At 73.4% G+C, this 17874-nt stretch carries 13 protein-coding genes; 8 read left to right on the top strand and 5 right to left on the bottom strand.

From position 1 onward, the window contains the following. The first annotated feature begins 5 nt into the window (after positions 1-5). Together BJ961_RS32200 and manB are read left to right on the top strand one after the other, a co-directional pair. The gene (locus tag BJ961_RS32200) at positions 6-1307 is read left to right on the top strand and encodes a peptidoglycan recognition protein family protein (protein WP_271416283.1); all 1302 of its coding nucleotides are present in this window, start codon (positions 6-8) and stop codon (positions 1305-1307) included. 137 nt (positions 1308-1444) lie between these two features. Beyond that, positions 1445-2527: a mannose-1-phosphate guanylyltransferase gene (gene manB, locus BJ961_RS32195; protein WP_271416282.1), complete on the top strand. Its 1083-nt coding sequence runs from the start codon at positions 1445-1447 to the stop codon at positions 2525-2527. A 269-nt stretch (positions 2528-2796) separates the two neighbouring features. Here the strand turns inward: manB and BJ961_RS32190 are convergent, their stop codons facing one another. The 4 genes from BJ961_RS32190 to BJ961_RS32175 all read right to left on the bottom strand — a co-directional run bounded on the left by BJ961_RS32190 (position 2797) and on the right by BJ961_RS32175 (position 6732). Next, positions 2797-3786: a DNA-3-methyladenine glycosylase family protein gene (locus BJ961_RS32190; RefSeq protein WP_271416281.1), complete on the bottom strand. Its 990-nt coding sequence runs from the start codon at positions 3784-3786 to the stop codon at positions 2797-2799. Between the two features lie 130 nt (positions 3787-3916). Further along, positions 3917-5248 carry a coenzyme F420-0:L-glutamate ligase gene (locus BJ961_RS32185; RefSeq protein WP_271416280.1) on the bottom strand — a complete coding sequence of 444 codons (1332 nt, stop codon included), beginning with the start codon at positions 5246-5248 and terminating at the stop codon, positions 3917-3919. Beyond that, on the bottom strand, positions 5245-6204 hold the full coding sequence (gene cofD, locus BJ961_RS32180) for a 2-phospho-L-lactate transferase (protein ID WP_271416279.1): 960 nt from the start codon (positions 6202-6204) through the stop codon (positions 5245-5247). The genes BJ961_RS32185 and cofD overlap by 4 nt, the downstream gene beginning before the upstream one ends. Before the next feature lie 33 nt (positions 6205-6237). Then, positions 6238-6732, bottom strand: a complete 495-nt coding sequence (locus BJ961_RS32175; RefSeq protein WP_271416278.1) for a cysteine dioxygenase — start codon at positions 6730-6732, stop codon at positions 6238-6240. A 687-nt stretch (positions 6733-7419) separates the two neighbouring features. Here BJ961_RS32175 and BJ961_RS32170 point away from each other — a divergent pair. From BJ961_RS32170 to BJ961_RS32160, 3 genes are all read left to right on the top strand, one after another. Continuing rightward, the gene (locus BJ961_RS32170; RefSeq protein ID WP_003975777.1) at positions 7420-7683 is read left to right on the top strand and encodes a WhiB family transcriptional regulator; all 264 of its coding nucleotides are present in this window, start codon (positions 7420-7422) and stop codon (positions 7681-7683) included. Between the two features lie 189 nt (positions 7684-7872). Beyond that, positions 7873-11775, top strand: coding sequence for a glycosyltransferase family 2 protein (locus BJ961_RS32165; RefSeq protein WP_271416277.1), 3903 nt, complete (start codon positions 7873-7875; stop codon positions 11773-11775). Next, positions 11772-13334: a DUF5719 family protein gene (locus BJ961_RS32160; protein WP_271416276.1), complete on the top strand. Its 1563-nt coding sequence runs from the start codon at positions 11772-11774 to the stop codon at positions 13332-13334. The genes BJ961_RS32165 and BJ961_RS32160 overlap by 4 nt, the downstream gene beginning before the upstream one ends. 71 nt (positions 13335-13405) lie before the next feature. Here BJ961_RS32160 and BJ961_RS32155 read toward each other — a convergent pair whose 3' ends face one another. Beyond that, the gene (locus BJ961_RS32155) at positions 13406-13858 is read right to left on the bottom strand and encodes a metallopeptidase family protein (protein ID WP_271417235.1); all 453 of its coding nucleotides are present in this window, start codon (positions 13856-13858) and stop codon (positions 13406-13408) included. 342 nt (positions 13859-14200) lie between these two features. Here BJ961_RS32155 and BJ961_RS32150 point away from each other — a divergent pair, with 342 nt between their 5' ends. The 3 genes from BJ961_RS32150 to BJ961_RS32140 all read left to right on the top strand — a co-directional run bounded on the left by BJ961_RS32150 (position 14201) and on the right by BJ961_RS32140 (position 17794). Continuing rightward, positions 14201-14572 carry a DUF3499 domain-containing protein gene (locus tag BJ961_RS32150; protein WP_271416275.1) on the top strand — a complete coding sequence of 124 codons (372 nt, stop codon included), beginning with the start codon at positions 14201-14203 and terminating at the stop codon, positions 14570-14572. A gap of 160 nt (positions 14573-14732) precedes the next feature. Next, positions 14733-16349 carry an L-lactate permease gene (locus BJ961_RS32145; protein WP_271417234.1) on the top strand — a complete coding sequence of 539 codons (1617 nt, stop codon included), beginning with the start codon at positions 14733-14735 and terminating at the stop codon, positions 16347-16349. Between the two features lie 80 nt (positions 16350-16429). Beyond that, the gene (locus BJ961_RS32140) at positions 16430-17794 is read left to right on the top strand and encodes a phosphomannomutase/phosphoglucomutase (RefSeq protein ID WP_271416274.1); all 1365 of its coding nucleotides are present in this window, start codon (positions 16430-16432) and stop codon (positions 17792-17794) included. The last annotated feature ends 80 nt before the right edge of the window (positions 17795-17874 follow it).

Genomic DNA, 17874 nt, shown 5'->3' with positions numbered 1-17874 from the left:
GGGGCATGCGTGGATTCCCAGCTTCCTCGATCGGCGTCACGTGCGCGGCGGCCCTGGCCCTCCCGCTCGCCCCGCCCGCGGCGGCCGCCACATCCTCCTCGACGCCTCCCTCCTCGACCCCTCCCTCCTCGACGCCTCCCTCCTCGACCCCTCCCTCCTCGGCTCCACCCACGGCCGGGGCCGGACCGCGGTCCGGAGCGTACGTCCCCGGCAGCACCCGCTCGCTCCCCCTCGCCCACCTCGCCCGCGACCGGGCGCCCGGCGCCGCTGAACAGGGCCTGACCCGCCGGGACGTACGGCCCTTCTCGCTCGTCGGCGTCGTCTGGGACCGGCCGACCGCCGCGCTCCACGGCCGCGTCGAGGTCCGCACCCGCGCCGCCGCCACCGGCATCTGGTCCGGCTGGAAGGAGTTGGAGACCCACAACGCCGACCACGCCGCCGATCCCGGCACCCGCGAGAGCACCTCGGGCGGCGTCCGCGGCGCCACCGCACCGCTGTGGGCGGGCGAGTCCGACGGCGTGGAGGTACGAGTGCGCTCGGAGAAGGCCACCGGGGCCGACCGAAGCGCCCCGGCCGCCGCACGGCTCCCCACCGGGCTGCGCCTCGAACTCGTCGACCCCGGCAAGGGCGTCCCACCCGGGACGGGCCGCGCGCGGACCGGGGCCGCACGGTCCGTCCCCGCCGGGCGGAAGGCGAAGCCGCACGTCGGCGCCCGCCCCGGCATCATCACGCGCCGCGGCTGGGGCGCGGACGAGACGCTGCGCGAGAAGGGGGCCGTGTACACCAAGAGGGTCAAGACGGCCTTCGTGCACCACTCGGACACCGGCAACGACTACACCTGTTCACAGGCGCCGTCGGTCATTCGCGGCATCTACCGCTACCACGTCGGCAGCATGGGCTGGCGGGACCTCGGCTACAGCTTCCTCGTCGACAAGTGCGGGAAGATCTACGAGGGCCGGGCCGGGGGCGTGTCCAAGCCGGTCCTGGGCGCCCACACCCGGGGGTTCAACTCCAACAGCACGGGGATCGCCGTTCTCGGCACCTACAGCGCCAAGGAGCCGTCGTCGGCCGCCCTGAAGGCGATCGCCCGGCTCACCGCGTGGAAGGTCGGGCGCTACGGCATGAATCCGCGCGGGAAGACATACCTGAAGTCCGGGGGTGGCAACCTCTACCCGAAGGGCAGGAAGGTACGACTGAACGTCATCTCCGGTCATCGCGACGGCTTCGCCACGGGCTGCCCCGGCGAGAGGCTCTACGACAGGCTCGGCTCGGTCCGTTCGAAGGCGGGGAAGTACCAGGGCCGCTGAGGACGGGACACCGCGCGGTCGTCGAAGGCGCCGAGGAACGGCCACCGAACGGCCCTCGAACGGCCGGGGAACGGTCTGCATACACTGGCCCGCCGAAAGACAGTTCGGCCGGTCCCGGCAGGAAGCAGAGACGACAGGTGACAGAAGCGATCCTCCTGGTCGGCGGCAAGGGCACCCGGCTGCGCCCGCTCACCGTGCACACACCCAAACCCATGGTCCGGGCGGCCGGAGTGCCGTTCCTCACGCACCAACTGGCGCGGGCGAAGGCGGCCGGCGTCGAACACATCGTCCTCGCGACCAGCTACCTGGCCGAGGTCTTCGAACCGTACTTCGGCGACGGCTCGTCCCTGGGCCTGCACCTCGAGTACGTCACGGAGGAGGAACCGCTCGGCACGGGCGGCGCGATCCGCAACGTGGCGTCCCGGCTGCACTCGGGACCCGACGACCCGGTCCTGATCTTCAACGGGGACATCCTGACGGGCCTGGACATCGGCGCGCTGGTCCGCGCCCACGAAACGACGGGCGCGGACGTCTCCCTGCACCTGACCAAGGTCACGGACCCCCGGGCGTACGGTCTGGTGCCCACGGACGACACGGGCAGGGTGCTCGCCTTCCTGGAGAAGCCCCAGACCCCCGAGGAGATCGTCACCGACCAGATCAACGCGGGGGCGTACGTCTTCCGCCGCTCGGTCATCGACACCGTCCCCGCGGGCCGGCCCGTCTCGGTCGAACGCGAGACCTTCCCGGAACTCCTCGCCACCGGGGCGCATCTCCAGGGCATGGTCGACTCCACGTACTGGCTGGACCTGGGCACCCCGGCGGCCTTCGTACGGGGCTCGGCGGACCTGGTCCTCGGCCGCGCCCCGTCCCCGGCGATACCGGGCCGCTGCGGCGACCGTCTGATCCTGCCCACGGCCCAGGTCGCCCCCGACGCCAAACTGGCCGGCGGCACGGTCGTCGGGGAGGGCGCCCACGTGGCGGAGGGCGCGCGCGTCTTCGGCAGCACGATCCTGCCGGGCGCCGTCATCGAGCCGGGTGCCGTCATCACCGACTCCCTCATCGGCGCCCGCGCCCGCGTCGGCACGCGCACCGTCCTCACCGACACGGTCGTCGGGGACGGCGCGGTAGTCGGCGCCGACAACGAACTCCGCTCCGGCGCCAGAATCTGGTGCGACGCCCACATCCCCCCGGCGGCACTCCGCTTCTCGTCGGACACGTGACCGTTCCTCATCAGTGAGCAGGCGTGAGTCCTGGACCGAACCTGGTCAACTGGGGCATCCCGAACGGCACGGATCGTGTCCGTGGTCGGGGAACGCGGGGGCGGGTCTCCTCACGCCCCGGGGTGTCCGGTGCGGCCTGGACGGTCCGATGCCTGAACGGCCTGGGACGTACCCCAGGCGGCACGGGTGGGCGCGGCGGCACCCCGTCGGCGCCGGGCGCGCACTCCCCGCGCCACACCGACGCCGGGTGCCAGGCAACCCCGGACCACCTACAACCGCTCGATCCCCCGCGGAGCCATCCGCGGCGCCCGCCTCGCCGGCACCCGCCCACTCAGCAGCACCAACCGGGCCGCCCGATGCCGCTGACCGGCATACGGCTCCAGCAACCGCAGCATCTCCGCGTCGTCCGCGTACCGGTTCCCGCCCAGCGCGAACCCCACGATCCCCGGCAGATGCAGATCCCCCACCGTCACCGCGTCCGCCGCCCCGTGACTGCGCTGCACGGTCTCCGCCGACGTCCACGGCCCGATCCCGGACACGAGCTCCAGCCGCTCCCGCGCTGCCGCGGCGTCCATCCCCGCCGCCTCCTCCAGCCGCGCGGCGACCCGCACGGCCCGCAGGATCGTCGACGCCCGCTTGTCGTCCACCCCGGCCAGATGCCACTCCCAGGACGGGATCATCGCCCACGTCCGCGCCGACGGCATCGCGCACATCCCTCCGGGCGCGGGGCCCGGCGCCGGCTCGCCGAACTTCCGCACGAGCACCCGCCACGCCTGATACGCCTCCAGCGTCGTGACCTTCTGCTCCAGGACCGAGGGGATCAGGGACTCCAGCACCAGCCCCGTCCGCCCCAGCCGCAGCCCCGGACGCCGATGTGCCGTGACCGCCAGCAGCCGGTGCCTCGGCACGAACGCGGAGGGGTCGTCGTCGGCGCCCAGCATCCGCGGCAGCTGCTCCAGCAGCCACTCGGCCCCCGGCCCCCAGGCCTCGCCCCGCACCTCGCCGCCCCGCGCGGTGACCCGCAGCGTGCCCGGCCCGCAGGGCGTCAGAGTGGCCCGCCACACCGACCCGTCCGGCATCGTCCGGAACGTCGGATCGCCCGGCCCGCGTCGCAGCGGACCGAGCACCAGCCCCAGGTCCAGCGGTCCGTCCGGTACCCACACCCGCACCCTGCCCGGCGCGGGCACCTGCCGGGGCACGACGGCGTCCCCACCGCGTGCCGGAGCACGCGTGGGCCGGGGAGCGAAACGTCCTGCCACGGATCAGGTCTTTCAGGAGAAGAGGGGAGGGGAAGGAGGGGAAGGAGAGGAAGAAGAGGAAGGAGAGGAAGCGGGGGAGGCCGGGGGGAGGGAGAAGCCCCTACGAGGGTAGAGGCTCACTCGGAACGCCTCACCGCACCTCGATGAACGCCCCCGCGTCCCGCTCCGGCCGGGCCCTCGGTTCCTCGGCCGGATGCCCGACCGCCACCGCTCCCATCGGGTCCCAGTCGTCCGGCAGCCCCAGCACGTCGCGCACGACGTCCCGGCAGAACATCGTCGAGGAGACCCAGGCGGAACCCAGCCGCTCCCCGGCGAGCGCGACGAGCAGGTTCTGTACGCCCGCGCCGGTGGCGACCACGAACATCTCCCGCTCGGCCCCGTCGCGGCGCGCGTCGCCGTACGTGTGCGAGCCGTCCATGACCAGGCAGGGGACGACGAGGTAGGGCGCGTTGCGCAGGACGTCGCCGCGCCGCACGCGCTTGGCGATCGACTCCTCGCTCTTGCCGTCCCGCCGCAGGTCCGCGACCCAGGCGTCCCGCATCGCGTCGAGGAGCCGGGTGCGGGAGTCCTCGGACTCCAGGAGGACGAAGCGCCACGGTGTCGTGTGGTGCGGCGCCGGTGCGGTCACGGCCGCGGCCACCGCCCGGCGCACGGCACCGGGATCGACCGGCTCGTCCGTGAAGGCACGCACCGTACGCCGCTGGGTGACCGCCTGCCGCACCGCTTCCGAGGTGCCGAGCCGGAACATGTCGTCGCGCGCGCCGCGCACCATCGCCCGGGCGCCCTCGCCGTCGCCCTCGGCGACCACCTGCGGCAGCCCGCGCACGACCGCGACGGGCAGGCCCGCCGCCTTGCCCTTGACCAGGTCGCCCGCGGCGGCCAGCTCGTCGGCGGTGGCGACGACGGTGGCGCCGAGCGGATTGCCGTGCGCGTCCGTGCCGCCGCGCAGGTCGTCGAGGACGCGGACGCCCGCGGCGCCGATCGCCACGTCCGTGAGCCCGGCCCGCCAGGGGCGCCCGAAGGTGTCGGTGACGACCACGCCGACGTCCACGCCCAGCGTGGCGCGGAGCCCCTCGCGGAGGGCGCGCGCGGAGGCGTCGGGGTCCTCGGGGAGCAGCAGTACGGTCCCGGAGGGCGTGTTGGAGGCGTCGACCCCGGCCGCCGCCATGACCAGGCCCTGACGGTTCTCGACGATGCGCAGCGGGCCGCGCCGGGCCACCACCCGGACCGTCTCCGCGTCGATCGCGGCCTCACGGTCGGCGGCTTGGACGACCCTGCCCTCGGCCTTGGACACGATCTTGGACGTGACGAGCAGCACGTCCCCGTCGGCCAGGGCCGGCTCGGCCGTGGCGATCAGCTTGGCCAGGTCGTCCCCGGGCCGCACCTCGGGCAGGCCGGGCAGGGCCCACACCCGGTAGCCCCCCGGGCGGCCCGGAGTGTCGTCGTGCGTCACCCCGCTCATGCCTGGCGCACCTCCTCCGCCAGCGTCAGCGCCTCCCGGGCCATCTGCGCCGTCGCGTCGAGGTCGGTCATCATCAGCGGTACGGCGCGGCAGAGGATCCCGGCGGCCTTCACGCGCGTGACGGAGTCCGTGTCGACCGTGTCGACCAGCCAGCCGTCGAGCAGGCCCGAGCCGTAGTGCTCGGCGACCGCGGTCGCGGTGGACTCCACGCCGACCGCGGCGAGCACCTTGTCGGCCATCCCGCGCACGGGCGCGTCCCCGACGATCGGTGACAGGCCCACCACCGGCACACCGGCGTCGGCGATCGCCTCCCGGATGCCGGGCACGGCGAGGATCGTGCCGACGGAGACGACGGGGTTGGACGGCGGGAAGAGGATCACGTCCGCCTCCGCCAGGGCCTCCAGGACACCGGGCGCCGGTTTCGCCTGCTCGGCGCCGACCGGCACGACGGCCTCAGCGGGGACGGAGGCGCGCAGACGGACCCAGTACTCCTGGAAGTGGACCACCTTGCGCTCGCCGCCCAGCTCGACCGCCACGTGCGTCTCCACGCGGTCGTCGGTCATCGGGAGCAGCCGCACTCCGGGCTTCCAGCGGTCGCACAGCGCCTCGGTCACCGCGCTGAGCGGGAAGCCCGCGGTGATCATCTGGGTCCGCACGATGTGGGTGGCGAAGTCGCGGTCGCCGAGACCGAACCACTCGGGTCCGACGCCGTACGCCGCCAGTTCCTCCTTGAGGTGGAAGGTCTCGTCGGCCCTGCCCCAGCCCTGCTCCTCGTTGATGCCGCCGCCGAGGGTGTACATCACCGTGTCGAGGTCGGGGCAGACCTTCAGCCCGAAGAGGTGGATGTCGTCCCCGGTGTTGCCGATGACCGTGATGTCCGCGTCCGGCGCGGCTTGCCTCAGACCACGCAGGAACCGTGCACCGCCGATGCCGCCTGCCAGAACCACAATGCGCATGGGGCCAGTCTCGCAGGCGGGTGGGACAGTGCGTCAGCCAGTCGCCGGTGCGGCGGCCGAGCACTGCGGGGAGTGCATGGGCATCTCGGTCAGGCCCGGGTGGTAGACGTGCAGGCTGACCGCAGGCTCCAGCGTGTCGTTGACGACCTCGTGCACGTACCCCGGCGCGAACACGCGCTGTGTACCCGCCACCAACGCGCGCGTGCCGCGTTCCGTGTGCTCGGTGAGGGCCCCGTCGAGGACCGTCCACACACCGGAGGAGGGGCCGTGGTCGTGGCGTCCGCTGCCCTGGCCCGGCACCCAGGACAGCAGCCAGACCTCGTATCCGGGGCCGGTGCGCAGCCGGTGGTACCAGCGTGTCGTCGCGTCGTACCGCACGAGGTGCTCCCACTCGGAGCGGTCGGCGGCGACGGAGCGGGCGAGGCCGGCGAACTCGGCGACGGTGGCCGGGTGCTCGCGCGGTGCCTGCAGCAGGTGGGGGACTTCGAGGATGTCGCCGGCGATCTGGAGGTCGCTGTCGCTGTTCATGGGTGCGGTGGTCCTCGGCAAAGGAGTGCGGTGGAGCGGAGCGAATGACGAAGAGCGCCCGGGTGGGGCGGGAACAGGTGCGGTCGAGTCGCGTGGACCCGGGGACAGCCGGAGCGCGGTTGGCTCAACAGCTGGAACAGCGGCAACAGCTACAGCGAGCACGGGCAGCACCGTGGGACCCGGCGGTGCGGGTCGAGGCGAGCGCCAAGTTCGCGAGCATGCCCTCAAGGACAGCGGTTCACACCAGCACTGTCAACTCGATGACCGTTATGTGGGACATGTTTCACCTCATCCGGTTGATCATGCTGGCGAAAGGTTTGCTCAGAGGGCTTCCGGGACACATGGCGCACAAGTCGGACGCACAACCCCCGTTGCGATCCCGTGATCCGAATGTGATCAGGTTCGCTTCGGCGCGTGTATCGGAACGGGATCGAACGCCTGGGCGTCCTTCCTGATGAAGGTGCCGCACGGGGCGGGTGTCCCGGCGAGGCTCTTTGGGATGTCAAGGTTTATGGCGATTTGAACACTTACTGCATGGCCTTGGTTCCGCAGAGTGAATAAGGGACCCAATAGCAGATCTCGGCTTGACTCGCCCGGAGCAGCACACTTGTAATTTCACTCGTGTCGTTCAGCCGGAATCGGTAACGGCCAGATCACGGGGACGCGACAGACGGACGAGGGGCGCACATGACCGAGCTGGTGCAGCAACTGCTGGTCGACGACGCGGACGAGGAACTCGGCTGGCAGGAGCGCGCACTGTGCGCCCAGACCGACCCCGAGTCCTTCTTCCCCGAGAAGGGCGGCTCCACCCGCGAGGCCAAGAAGGTCTGCCTCGCCTGCGAGGTCCGCTCCGAATGCCTCGAGTACGCCCTCGCCAACGACGAGCGATTCGGCATCTGGGGCGGCCTGTCCGAGAGAGAACGCCGCCGCCTGAAGAAGGCCGCGGTCTGAGGACCGCTGCCTGACGCGGCGGCAGAAACGGCCCGAACAGCGGGAACGGCCCGTCGCGGGTGGGTTGTCCACAGGCGGCGGGCCGCCCCTGTGTTCAGCCGATAGTGTGGGCGCTCGTCCGAGACGCCCCGCCATTCTCCACAGGCACGGGCGTCCACCGCAGTCCACCGAACCGGGGCCCGTACCTCGATGTCCGTGCAGAGTCACACGGCAGCCCAGCAAGACCTCGCTGCCACACCTGAGTTCCCGCGTCACGTGGTGACCGCGGTCCTCGTCGCCCACGACGGAGCCCGCTGGCTGCCCGACGCGCTCGCCGGGCTGCTCGGTCAGGAGCGGCCCGTCCAGTACGCCGTGGCCGCCGACACCGGCAGCGCCGACGACTCCTCCCGGCTGGTCGCCGACGCCCTCGGCGACGACCGCGTGCTCCACCTCGCCCGGCGCACCGGCTTCGGCCAGGCCGTCGAGGAGGCCGCCCGCACCGCCCCCTTCCTCACCCCCGAGGAACTGCCGTACCTGAGGCGGCCCAGCGGCTGGGACCCGGCCACCCGCACCTGGCGCGACGACGCCTACGACATGCCGGAACTCCCCCACGGGGAGCCGGTCCAGTGGCTGTGGCTGCTGCACGACGACTGCGCCCCCGAACCCGACGCCCTCGCCCAACTGCTGCGCGTCGTGGACACCGAGTACGAACTCGGCCGCGAGGACGTCGCCGTCGTCGGCCCCAAACTCCGCGGCTGGTACGACCGCAGGCAACTGCTCGAGGTCGGCGTCTCCATCGCCAACTCCGGCCGCCGCTGGACCGGCCTTGACCGCCGCGAACAGGACCAGGGCCAGCACGACCACGTCCGCCCCGTCCTGTCGGTGTCCACCGCCGGCATGCTGGTCCGGCGCGACGTCTTCGAGCGGCTCGGCGGCTTCGACCGCCGACTGCCCCTCATGCGCGACGACGTCGACCTCTGCTGGCGCGCGCACGCCGCCGGACTCCGCGTCCTCGTCGCCCCCGAGGCGGTCGTCCGCCACGCCGAGGCGGCCTCGCGCGAGCGCCGCGCCGTCGACTGCGCCGGGCGCACCACCGCTTCCCCGCACAAGGTGGACAAGGCCGGCGCCGTCCACACCCTCCTCGTCAACGTCCGCACCGCCGCCCTGCCCTGGGTACTGCTGCGCGTCGTCCTCGGCACGCTGCTGCGGACCGTGGCCTACCTCGTCGGCAAGGTTCCCGGCCAGGCCCTCGACGAGATCCGGGGCCTGCTGGGCGTCCTGCTGCGACCCGAGCGGATCATCGCCGGCCGGCGCGAACGCGGCCGCCCGCAGGTCGAGAAGGACGACCTGCGGCCCCTGTTCCCGCCCCCCGGCGCCACCATCCGCGTCACCGTCGAACAGGTCGCGGGCAACCTCCTCGGCAGTTCCGAGGCCGAGGCCGCCGCGGGCGCCGGACGGCACGGCGGAGCCATCGAGTCCGGACCCGGCGGCGACGACGCCGACTTCCTGGAGATCGAGCAGTTCGCCCGCCTCAAGCGCGTCGCCCGCAAGCCCGGCCCGGTGCTCTTCCTGGTGCTGCTGCTCGTCTCCCTGGCCGCCTGCCGCGCACTCCTCGGCGGCGGTGCCCTGGCGGGCGGCGCGCTGCTGCCCGCACCGGGCGGCGCCGGCGAGCTGTGGTCGCGGTACGTGGACGCCTGGCACACCGTCGGCACGGGCGGCACCGCCTCCGCGCCGCCCTACCTCGCGATCGTCGCCACGCTCGCCTCCGTACTGCTCGGCTCGACCGGACTCGCCGTCACCCTGCTGCTGGTCTGCTCGGTGCCCCTGGCGGGCGCCACCGCGTACTTCGCCTCCCGCCCGCTGGTCCCCTCCCGGCTGCTGCGCGCCTGGGCCGCCGTCGCCTACGCCTTCCTGCCCGCCGCCACCGGCGCACTCGCCGGCGGCCGCATCGGCACCGCCGTCCTCGCCGTCCTGCTGCCGCTCATCGCGCGCGCGGGTGTCGCGGCGGCCGGTCTGGCCAACGCGTCCGGCGCCCGCGGCAGCTGGCGGGCCACCTGGGCGTACGCCCTGCTGCTGACGATCACCACGGCCTTCACGCCCGTCGTCTGGCCGGTCGCGCTGCTCCTCGGCATCGGCGTCCTGGCCCTGCGCCGCACCGAGATCACGGCGTACGGGCTGCGCTTCCTCGCCCAGCTCGGCACCCCGCTGCTGCTGCTCGCCCCCTGGTCGCTGTCGCTGCTGCCGTTCGGCTTCTTCGACGAGGCCGGCCTCGAGTACGGCTCCTCGGCGGCCTCCGCCCTCGACCTGCTCGGCGCGAGCCCCGGCGGTCCCGGCACGGTGGGCGGGCTGTTCTTCCTCGGCGTCGTGCTGGCCGCGCTGGCCGCCCTGCTGCGCTCCGAGCGGCAGTTGGGCGTCAGGACGGCCTGGGTCGTCGCCCTGGTCGCCCTCGTCCTCGCGGTCCTGTCCAACCGCTCCGCCTGGGCCGGCCCCGCCACCCTCGTCTACGGCATCGCCCTGCTGTCCGCCGCGACCCTCGGCGCCGACGGGGCCCGCTTCCGCGTGGCCGAGCAGAGCTTCGGCTGGCGCCAGCCCGTGGCCGCCCTGATCGCCCTCGCCTCGGCCCTCGGCCCGCTGATCGCCGCCGCCGGCTGGATGATCGGGGGCGCCGACGGCCCCGTGGAGCGCCGTGACCCGGTCCAGGTGCCCGCGTTCGTCGCCGAGGAGAGCCACACCCGCGACCAGGCCCGCACCCTCGTCCTCGACAGCGACTCCACCGCCCACGTGGGCTACGTGCTGGTCCGCGGCTCCGGGGCCCGCCTCGGCGACGGCGAACTGGCCTCCGGCGACGGCGGGAACAGCGGGCTCGACAAGGTCGTCGCCAACCTCGTGGCCGGATCCGGTGCCGACCAGGCCGACCAGCTCGGCGGTTTCGCCGTGCGCTACGTGCTCGTGCACAAGGGCACGCCCCGCGAGGTCACCCGCGTCCTGGACGCCACGCCCGGCCTCAGCAGGCTCAGCCAGCAGGACGGCAGCGGGCTGTGGCGGGTGGACCAGGAGGTCGCGCGCGCGACCATCGTCTCCGGCGGGAAGTCCGGCGCCGGAACGTCCGGCGGCGGCGAGCCCGAGCCCGTGGCGGCCGGGCCCGTCGAGATCCACACCGACATCAAGGCGGGCTCCGACGGCCGCGTGCTGCGCCTGGCGGACACCGCCGCCGAGGGCTGGACGGCCACGCTGGACGGCAAGCCGCTCACCCGCACCACGGTCGACGGCTGGGCCCAGGGCTTCGAACTCCCCGCCTCCGGCGGTCGACTGGACGTCACCTACGACGCGCCGTTCACGCACACCGCCTGGCTGGGGGTCCAGGGGCTCCTCGGCCTCGTCCTGGTCGTCCTCGCCCTGCCCGGCAGGCGCCGCGACGTCGACGACGACCTGCCCGACGAGCCGCTCGTCCCCGCCCAGGCCGTCGAGGGCGAAGGACGCCGAGCGCGCCGTCTGCGGGCCCAGGCGGAGGCCGACGCGGAGGCCGACGCCGGGACGGATGCCGGGACGGATGCCGGGACGGATGCCGGGACGGATGCCGGGACGGATGCCGGGACGGATGCCGGGACGGATGCCGGGACGGAGCCCCTCCCCGAGACCGCGGGCGACCCCGGTGGGGAGCCCGAGCCGCCCGCCGGAGCACCCGTGCCGGTTCCCCAGCAGCCGGCGTACGGCACATGGGACTCGACGCAGTACACCGACGCCGAGTACGGCTCCTACGGCACGTACGGCGCCGAGCAGTACCAGGGCGGCGCCCAGCAGTACGATCCCGCAGCGTACGGACAGCAGCCGTACCAGGCGGACCCGTACCAGCCCGACGGCTACCAGGGCGGACACGGCGGCCAGGGCGCTCCGTACGAGGCGGGCCAGTACGACCCGTACGCCTACGGCGACCCGACGCAAGGTCAGGAGGGCGGCTACGACCCCGCCTTCGGCCAGGCGTACGGCCAGGGCGGATACGGCACGCCGTACGACCCTTCCCAGCCCCAGCACCCCCAGCACCCCCAGCACCCCCAGCACCCCCAGCAGCCCCACGGCACGGGCGATGAGCGTCCCGACGGGAGCCAGCAGTGAAGCGCACGACCCTCTCCCTGATCGCCTGCGCGACCGCGCTCGCCGCCGTCACCGGGTTCGCGGCGGTGTCCGCCCCGGCCGACTCCGGCACGGACACCGCGGCGCCCGCCGCACGGCTGCCCGTGGAGCGCACCAGCCTGCTGTGCCCGGCGCCCAGCACCTCCGACCTCGCCGAGACCGCGTACACGTCCTTCACGCCCGTCACCAAGGGCACCGACGAGAAGGGCGGCGCGTCACTCACGCCGGCCGGGCAGGGCGCCGCGGCCCAGGACACCGAGGACGAGAAGAAGACCGACGGCAAGGACGACGGCAAGAGCGGCGACAAGGACGGCGACAAGACCGACGGCAAGGACGACGGGAAGAGCGCGAAACCAGCCGTGCAGCCCAAGGCGCCCGGCACGCCCGCCGCCGGAAAGGTCTCCGGCGCCGACGCGCCCGCGTTGCTCGGCGTCGCCGAGGGAAGCCACGCGCCCGGCTGGACCGTCCAGCAGACCACGGAGGTCGCCGCCGGGACGGGCCGAGGACTGCAGGGCGTCAACTGCGCCGTCCCCGACACGGAGTTCTGGTTTCCGGGAGCCAGCACGGCGTCCGGCCGCACCGACTACGTGCACCTGACGAACCCCGACGACTCGGCGGCCGTCGTCGACATCGAGCTGTACGGCAAGGACGGCGCCCTCAAGTCCACGGTGGGGGAGGGCGTCACGGTCCCGCCGCACTCCAGTGAGTCCCTCCTGCTCTCCACGCTCAGCGACGTGGAGCAGACCGACCTGACCGTGCACGTCGGCGTGCGCAGCGGGCGGGTCGGTGCCGCGGTGCAGGCCCTGGACGACAAGACCGGCGGCGACTGGCTGACCACGGCGGCGGCCCCGGCGAGCGAGCTGGTGCTGCCGGGTATCCCGAAGGACGCCACGGGCGTGCGCCTGGTGCTGTTCACGCCCGGGGGCGCCGACGCCGACCTGAAGGTGCGGCTCGCCTCGCCGTCCGGGCTGATCACACCGGCCGGTCACGAGACCGTGCACGTGAAGGCCGGTATGACGACGGGTGTCGACCTCGGTGAGGTCACGCGCGGCGAGGCGGGGTCGCTGGTGCTGACGCCGACGGGCCGCTCCGTGCCGGTGGTGGCCGCGGTCCGGGTGGTGCGGGGCAAGGGCGACGAGCAGGAGTCGGCGTTCATCCCGGCCTCCGACCCGGTCGGCGCGCGCGCGACGTCCGCGGACAACCGCGCCAAGAGCACGACCCTGGCCCTGTCCGCGCCCGGCGAGGCCGCCGAGGTCAAGGTCACGGCGTCCGCGGGCACCGAGGGCGGTACGACGGCGACCAAGACGTACACCGTCAAGGCGGGCACGACCCAGAACGTCGACGCACCGGTCCCCGCCAATCTCAAGGGCGCCTACGCGCTGACGGTCGAGACCGTCTCGGGCGGCGCGGTCTACGCGTCCCGCACCCTGACCGGTTCGGACGACGACGTGTCGTCCTTCACCGTCCAGACCCTCCCCGACGACCGGGGCACGGTCTCGGTACCGAACGCGGACGAGGACCTGTCGGTACTGCAGAAGTAGCGACACCGCAGGAAGCAGCGACACAGCAGAAGCGGGCGACGACGGTGGGCGCCGCGCGGGGCGCCCACCGCTCAGTCCTCCCCGTACCGGGGATCCACCGTCTCCGGCGTCAGCCCCAGCAGCTCCGCGACCTGTTCGACGACGACCTCGTGCACCAGCAGCGCCCGTTCGTCCCGTCCCTTGGTCCGGATCTCGACCGGCCGCCGGTACACGACCACCCGCCCGCGCCGCCCGTCCCGCGAGGGCACCGTGCCCCCGAGCGGGACCGCCTCGTCGTTCCACGCCTCCCCGGCCGCGGCCGGCCGCGGCACGTCCAGGACGAGGAAGTCGATGTCGGCGAGCTGCGGCCACCGCCGCTCCAGACGCTCCACGGAGTCCTGCACCAGATCCGCGAACACCTCGCCGCGGCTCGCGGCGAGCGGTACCTGCGGGGGTGCGATCGGGCCGCGCATGCCCCGGCCGTGGCGATCACGACGGCGGGGCCCTGGGCGGCCGGCATCACGGGGCGTCACGGGGTTGTCCATCACTGGTGAAGCGTAGTCCTCGCGGAGGTGCCGTGCCCGACCGCACGCGCACGGCGGGCGGTGTCGCGGCGGCCCGATCCGCTTGTCGCCGGATGATCATTCCAGCCAAGAATGGGCTCGATTTCGTATCTCTTCGCGACCGTGGAACTCAAGGCAAATGTCGCTGTTTGTGTCAGGTCGTGACCGCCTCCCACGCCGCACGGGCTCCGTGACCTCGGCGTCCACGCAGGTCGAAGGGGGGTGCTCCGAGCGGCCCGTGGGGCGTTTCACGCCACGACACGGAGGTGTGACCCGGAGGAGAGTCGTCGCGGCCCGCTCAAGAGTGCGGTACCGTCCAACATCGTGAGCCCTGTACGTCGCTGTTCGCGCACCGCCTGCGGCCGTCCCGCCGTCGCGACGCTGACGTACGTCTACGCCGACTCGACCGCGGTCCTCGGCCCGCTCGCCACCTATGCCGAACCCCACTGCTACGACCTGTGCGCCGAGCACTCCGAGCGCCTCACCGCCCCGCGGGGCTGGGAGGTCGTCCGCCTGCTCGACGGGTCGGCCCCGGCCCGCCCCAGCGGCGACGACCTGGAGGCGCTCGCCAACGCGGTACGCGAGGCGGCCCGGCCCCAGGAGCGGACGGCCGAGGGGGGCGGCGCACGGACGGCCGACCCGATGGAGGTCGCGCGCCGCGGCCACCTGCGCGTGCTGCGCTCGCCCGACAACTGAGCCGCGCGGGTCACTCCTCCCCCGCTCCTCCCCTCTGCGCTCGACTCGGCATCCGTCACATCCGTTGCTGCACACCCATTGACGCCCCGTTGTCGCGGACACGACCATTCCGGAAGTCGCGAGAAATCGCTTTCGCATGGCGGAAACCGGGGAGGCGCCCGTGTACGTGCAGGAACTGGAACCCGTCGCCGGATCGCTCGGCCTGTCCGCCCTGGTGGCGGCCCTGCCTCTGGTGATCGTCCTCGTCCTGCTGGGTGGCGTCCGCATGAAGGCCCATCTGGCGGGCCTCATCGGCCTCGCGTCGGCTGTGCTCGTCGCCTGGCTCGCCTACGGCATGCCGCTGGACCAGACGGCCTCCAGCGCCGTCCAGGGAGCGGTTTTCGGCCTCTTCCCCATCCTGTGGATCGTCGTGAACGCCCTGTGGGTCTACCGGATGACCGTCCGCACCCGGCACTTCGACATCCTGCGCCGCTCCTTCGGCCGGCTCTCCGACGACCCCCGCATCCAGGCCCTCGTCGTCGCCTTCTGCTTCGGCGCCCTGCTGGAGGCCCTCGCCGGATTCGGGGCGCCCGTCGCGATCTGCTCGGTCATGCTCGTGGCCCTCGGCTTCGACCCCGTGCGCGCGGCCGTCGTCTCGCTGGTCGCCAACACCGCGCCGGTCGCCTTCGGCGCCATGGGCACCCCCGTGGTGACGCTCGCCCAGGTCACCGGACTGCCGTTGGACGACGTCGCCTCCGTGGTCGGCCGGCAGACGCCCCTGCTCGCCCTCGTCGTACCGCTGCTCCTGGTCGCCCTGGTGGACGGGCGGCGCGGCCTGAGCGAGACCTGGATCCCCGCACTGGCCTGCGGTGTCGCCTTCGCCGTCGCGCAGTTCGTCGCGTCCAACTACGTCTCCGCCCAGCTCGCCGACATCGCCGCCGCCCTGATCGGCGCGGCCGCCCTGGTCGCCGTACCGCACTCCCGCAGGCCCGCCACCGAGCCCGTACGGGCGTCCGTACTGACCGGCGTACGCAGCGAGGAACTGGACGAGAAGGACTCCGCCCGCGAGGTCGTGCGCGCGTACGCACCGTACGCGCTGATCGTCGCCGTCTTCTCCGTGGCGCAGATCCCGGCCGTCAAGGACTGGCTGGCGAAGGCCACGCAGTCCTACGACTGGCCGTTCCTGGACGTGGCGGACCCCGAGGGCAATCCGGTCGGCGGCAACGTCTTCTCCTGGCCGATCGTCTCCACCGGCGGCACGCTCGTGCTGTTCGCGGGGCTGGCCACGGCCGTCGTTCTCGGCGTGCACGCGCGCGTGGCGGTCAAGGAGTGGCTCGCGACCGTCCACGAACTGCGCTTCGCGATCCTCACCGTCACCTCGGTCCTCGCCCTCGCCTACGTCATGAACCTCTCCGGACAGGCCGCCACCATCGGCCACTTCGTCGCCGCGGCCGGTGCCGGGCTCGCCTTCCTCTCCCCGGTCCTCGGCTGGTTCGGCGTCGCCGTCTCCGGCTCCGACACCTCCGCCAACGCCCTCTTCGGCGCCCTCCAGGTCACCGCCGCGCGGGAGTCCGGCCTCTCGCCCGAACTGCTGGCCGCCGCCAACAGCTCCGGGGGCGTCCTCGGCAAGATGATCTCCCCGCAGAACCTCACCATCGCCTGCGCCGCCGTCGGGCTCGCGGGCCGCGAGGGGGACCTGCTGCGCAAGGTGCTGCCCTGGAGCCTCGGCCTGCTGCTGATCATGTGCCTGATCGTGGTCGGGCAGTCCACGGTGGTCCTCGGCTGGATGCTGCCCTGACCTCAGGGAACCTTCCGGGCGGTCCGCCGGTCCCTACGGGTAGTTTGTGGGCTCCGACAGGACTTTCAGGAAGGTTGGCCGTGGCTGCTGATCTGTCGCAGATCGTGAAGGCGTACGACGTGCGCGGTGTCGTCCCCGACCAGTGGGACGAGTCGCTGGCCGAGCTGTTCGGCGCGGCCTTCGTCGAGCTGACCGGCGCGGACGCCGTCGTCGTCGGCCACGACATGCGGCCCTCGTCCCCGGGCCTGTCCGGCGCCTTCGCGCGCGGCGCGGCGGCCCGCGGCGCCGACGTGACCGGGATCGGCCTGTGCTCCACCGACCAGCTGTACTACGCCTCCGGCGCGCTGAACCTGCCGGGCGCCATGTTCACCGCCTCGCACAACCCCGCGCGGTACAACGGCATCAAGCTGTGCCGCGCGGGCGCCGCCCCGGTCGGCCAGGACACCGGCCTCGCCGAGATCCGCGCCCTGGTGGAGCGCTGGAGCGACTTTGGCGCCCCCGAGCCCGCCCCGCGCCCCGGCACCGTCACCCGGCACGACGTCCTCGCCGACTACGCCGCCCACCTGCGCTCCCTCGTCGACCTGACCGGCATCCGCCCGCTCAAGGTCGTCGTCGACGCGGGCAACGGCATGGGCGGCCACACCGTCCCCTCCGTCTTCACCGGCCTGCCCCTCGACCTCGTGCCGATGTACTTCGAACTGGACGGCACCTTCCCCAACCACGAGGCCAACCCGCTCGACCCGGCCAACCTCGTGGACCTCCAGCAGCGCGTCCGCGAGGAGGGCGCCGACCTCGGCCTCGCCTTCGACGGCGACGCCGACCGCTGCTTCGTCGTCGACCAGAACGGCGACCCGGTCTCCCCGTCCGCCGTCACCGCCCTCGTGGCCGCCCGCGAACTGGCCCGCAACGGCGGCAAGGGCACTGTCATCCACAACCTGATCACCTCCCGGTCCGTCCCGGAGGTCGTCCGCGAGAACGGCGGCACACCGGCACGCACGCGCGTGGGCCACTCCTTCATCAAGGCCGAGATGGCCAGGACCGGCGCCATCTTCGGCGGCGAGCACTCCGCCCACTACTACTTCCGCGACTTCTGGAACGCCGACACCGGCATGCTCGCCGCCCTCCACGTCCTCGCCGCCCTCGGCGAGCAGGACGGCCCGCTGTCCGCCCTGGTCGCCCAGTACGACCGCTACGCCGGATCCGGCGAGATCAACTCCACCGTCGCCGACCAGCAGGCCCGCCTGGCCGCGATCCGGGCCGCGTACGAGGGCCGCGACGACGTCACCCTGGACGACCTGGACGGCCTCACCGTCCAGGCGCCCGACTGGTGGTTCAACGTCCGCCCCTCCAACACCGAGCCGCTGCTCCGCCTGAACGCGGAGGCCCGGGACGAGGCGACGATGACAAAGGTGCGCGACGAAGCCTTGGCGATCATCCGGGCGTGAGCGGCCGCTCGCGGGCAGCCGTGCCGACCCCCCCGCCGCTACGGGCAGTCGTGCCGCTGGGGCGGCACGGGTGGGCGCAG

The sequence above is a fragment of the Streptomyces lienomycini genome, assembly GCF_027947595.1.
Classification (GTDB): domain Bacteria; phylum Actinomycetota; class Actinomycetes; order Streptomycetales; family Streptomycetaceae; genus Streptomyces; species Streptomyces lienomycini.
This window is presented reverse-complemented; position numbering and strand designations above follow the sequence as displayed.

What these genes read in the sequence shown, in the direction of transcription:
- BJ961_RS32170 (WP_003975777.1), top strand. Translation starts at nt 7,420, where the DNA reads ATGACCGAGCTGGTGCAGCAACTGCTGGTCGACGACGCGGACGAGGAA.
- cofD (WP_271416279.1), bottom strand. Translation starts at nt 6,204, where the DNA reads ATGCGCATTGTGGTTCTGGCAGGCGGCATCGGCGGTGCACGGTTCCTG.
- BJ961_RS32200 (WP_271416283.1), top strand. Translation starts at nt 6, where the DNA reads ATGCGTGGATTCCCAGCTTCCTCGATCGGCGTCACGTGCGCGGCGGCC.
- BJ961_RS32175 (WP_271416278.1), bottom strand. Translation starts at nt 6,732, where the DNA reads ATGAACAGCGACAGCGACCTCCAGATCGCCGGCGACATCCTCGAAGTC.
- BJ961_RS32165 (WP_271416277.1), top strand. Translation starts at nt 7,873, where the DNA reads ATGTCCGTGCAGAGTCACACGGCAGCCCAGCAAGACCTCGCTGCCACA.
- BJ961_RS32155 (WP_271417235.1), bottom strand. Translation starts at nt 13,858, where the DNA reads ATGGACAACCCCGTGACGCCCCGTGATGCCGGCCGCCCAGGGCCCCGC.
- BJ961_RS32185 (WP_271416280.1), bottom strand. Translation starts at nt 5,248, where the DNA reads ATGAGCGGGGTGACGCACGACGACACTCCGGGCCGCCCGGGGGGCTAC.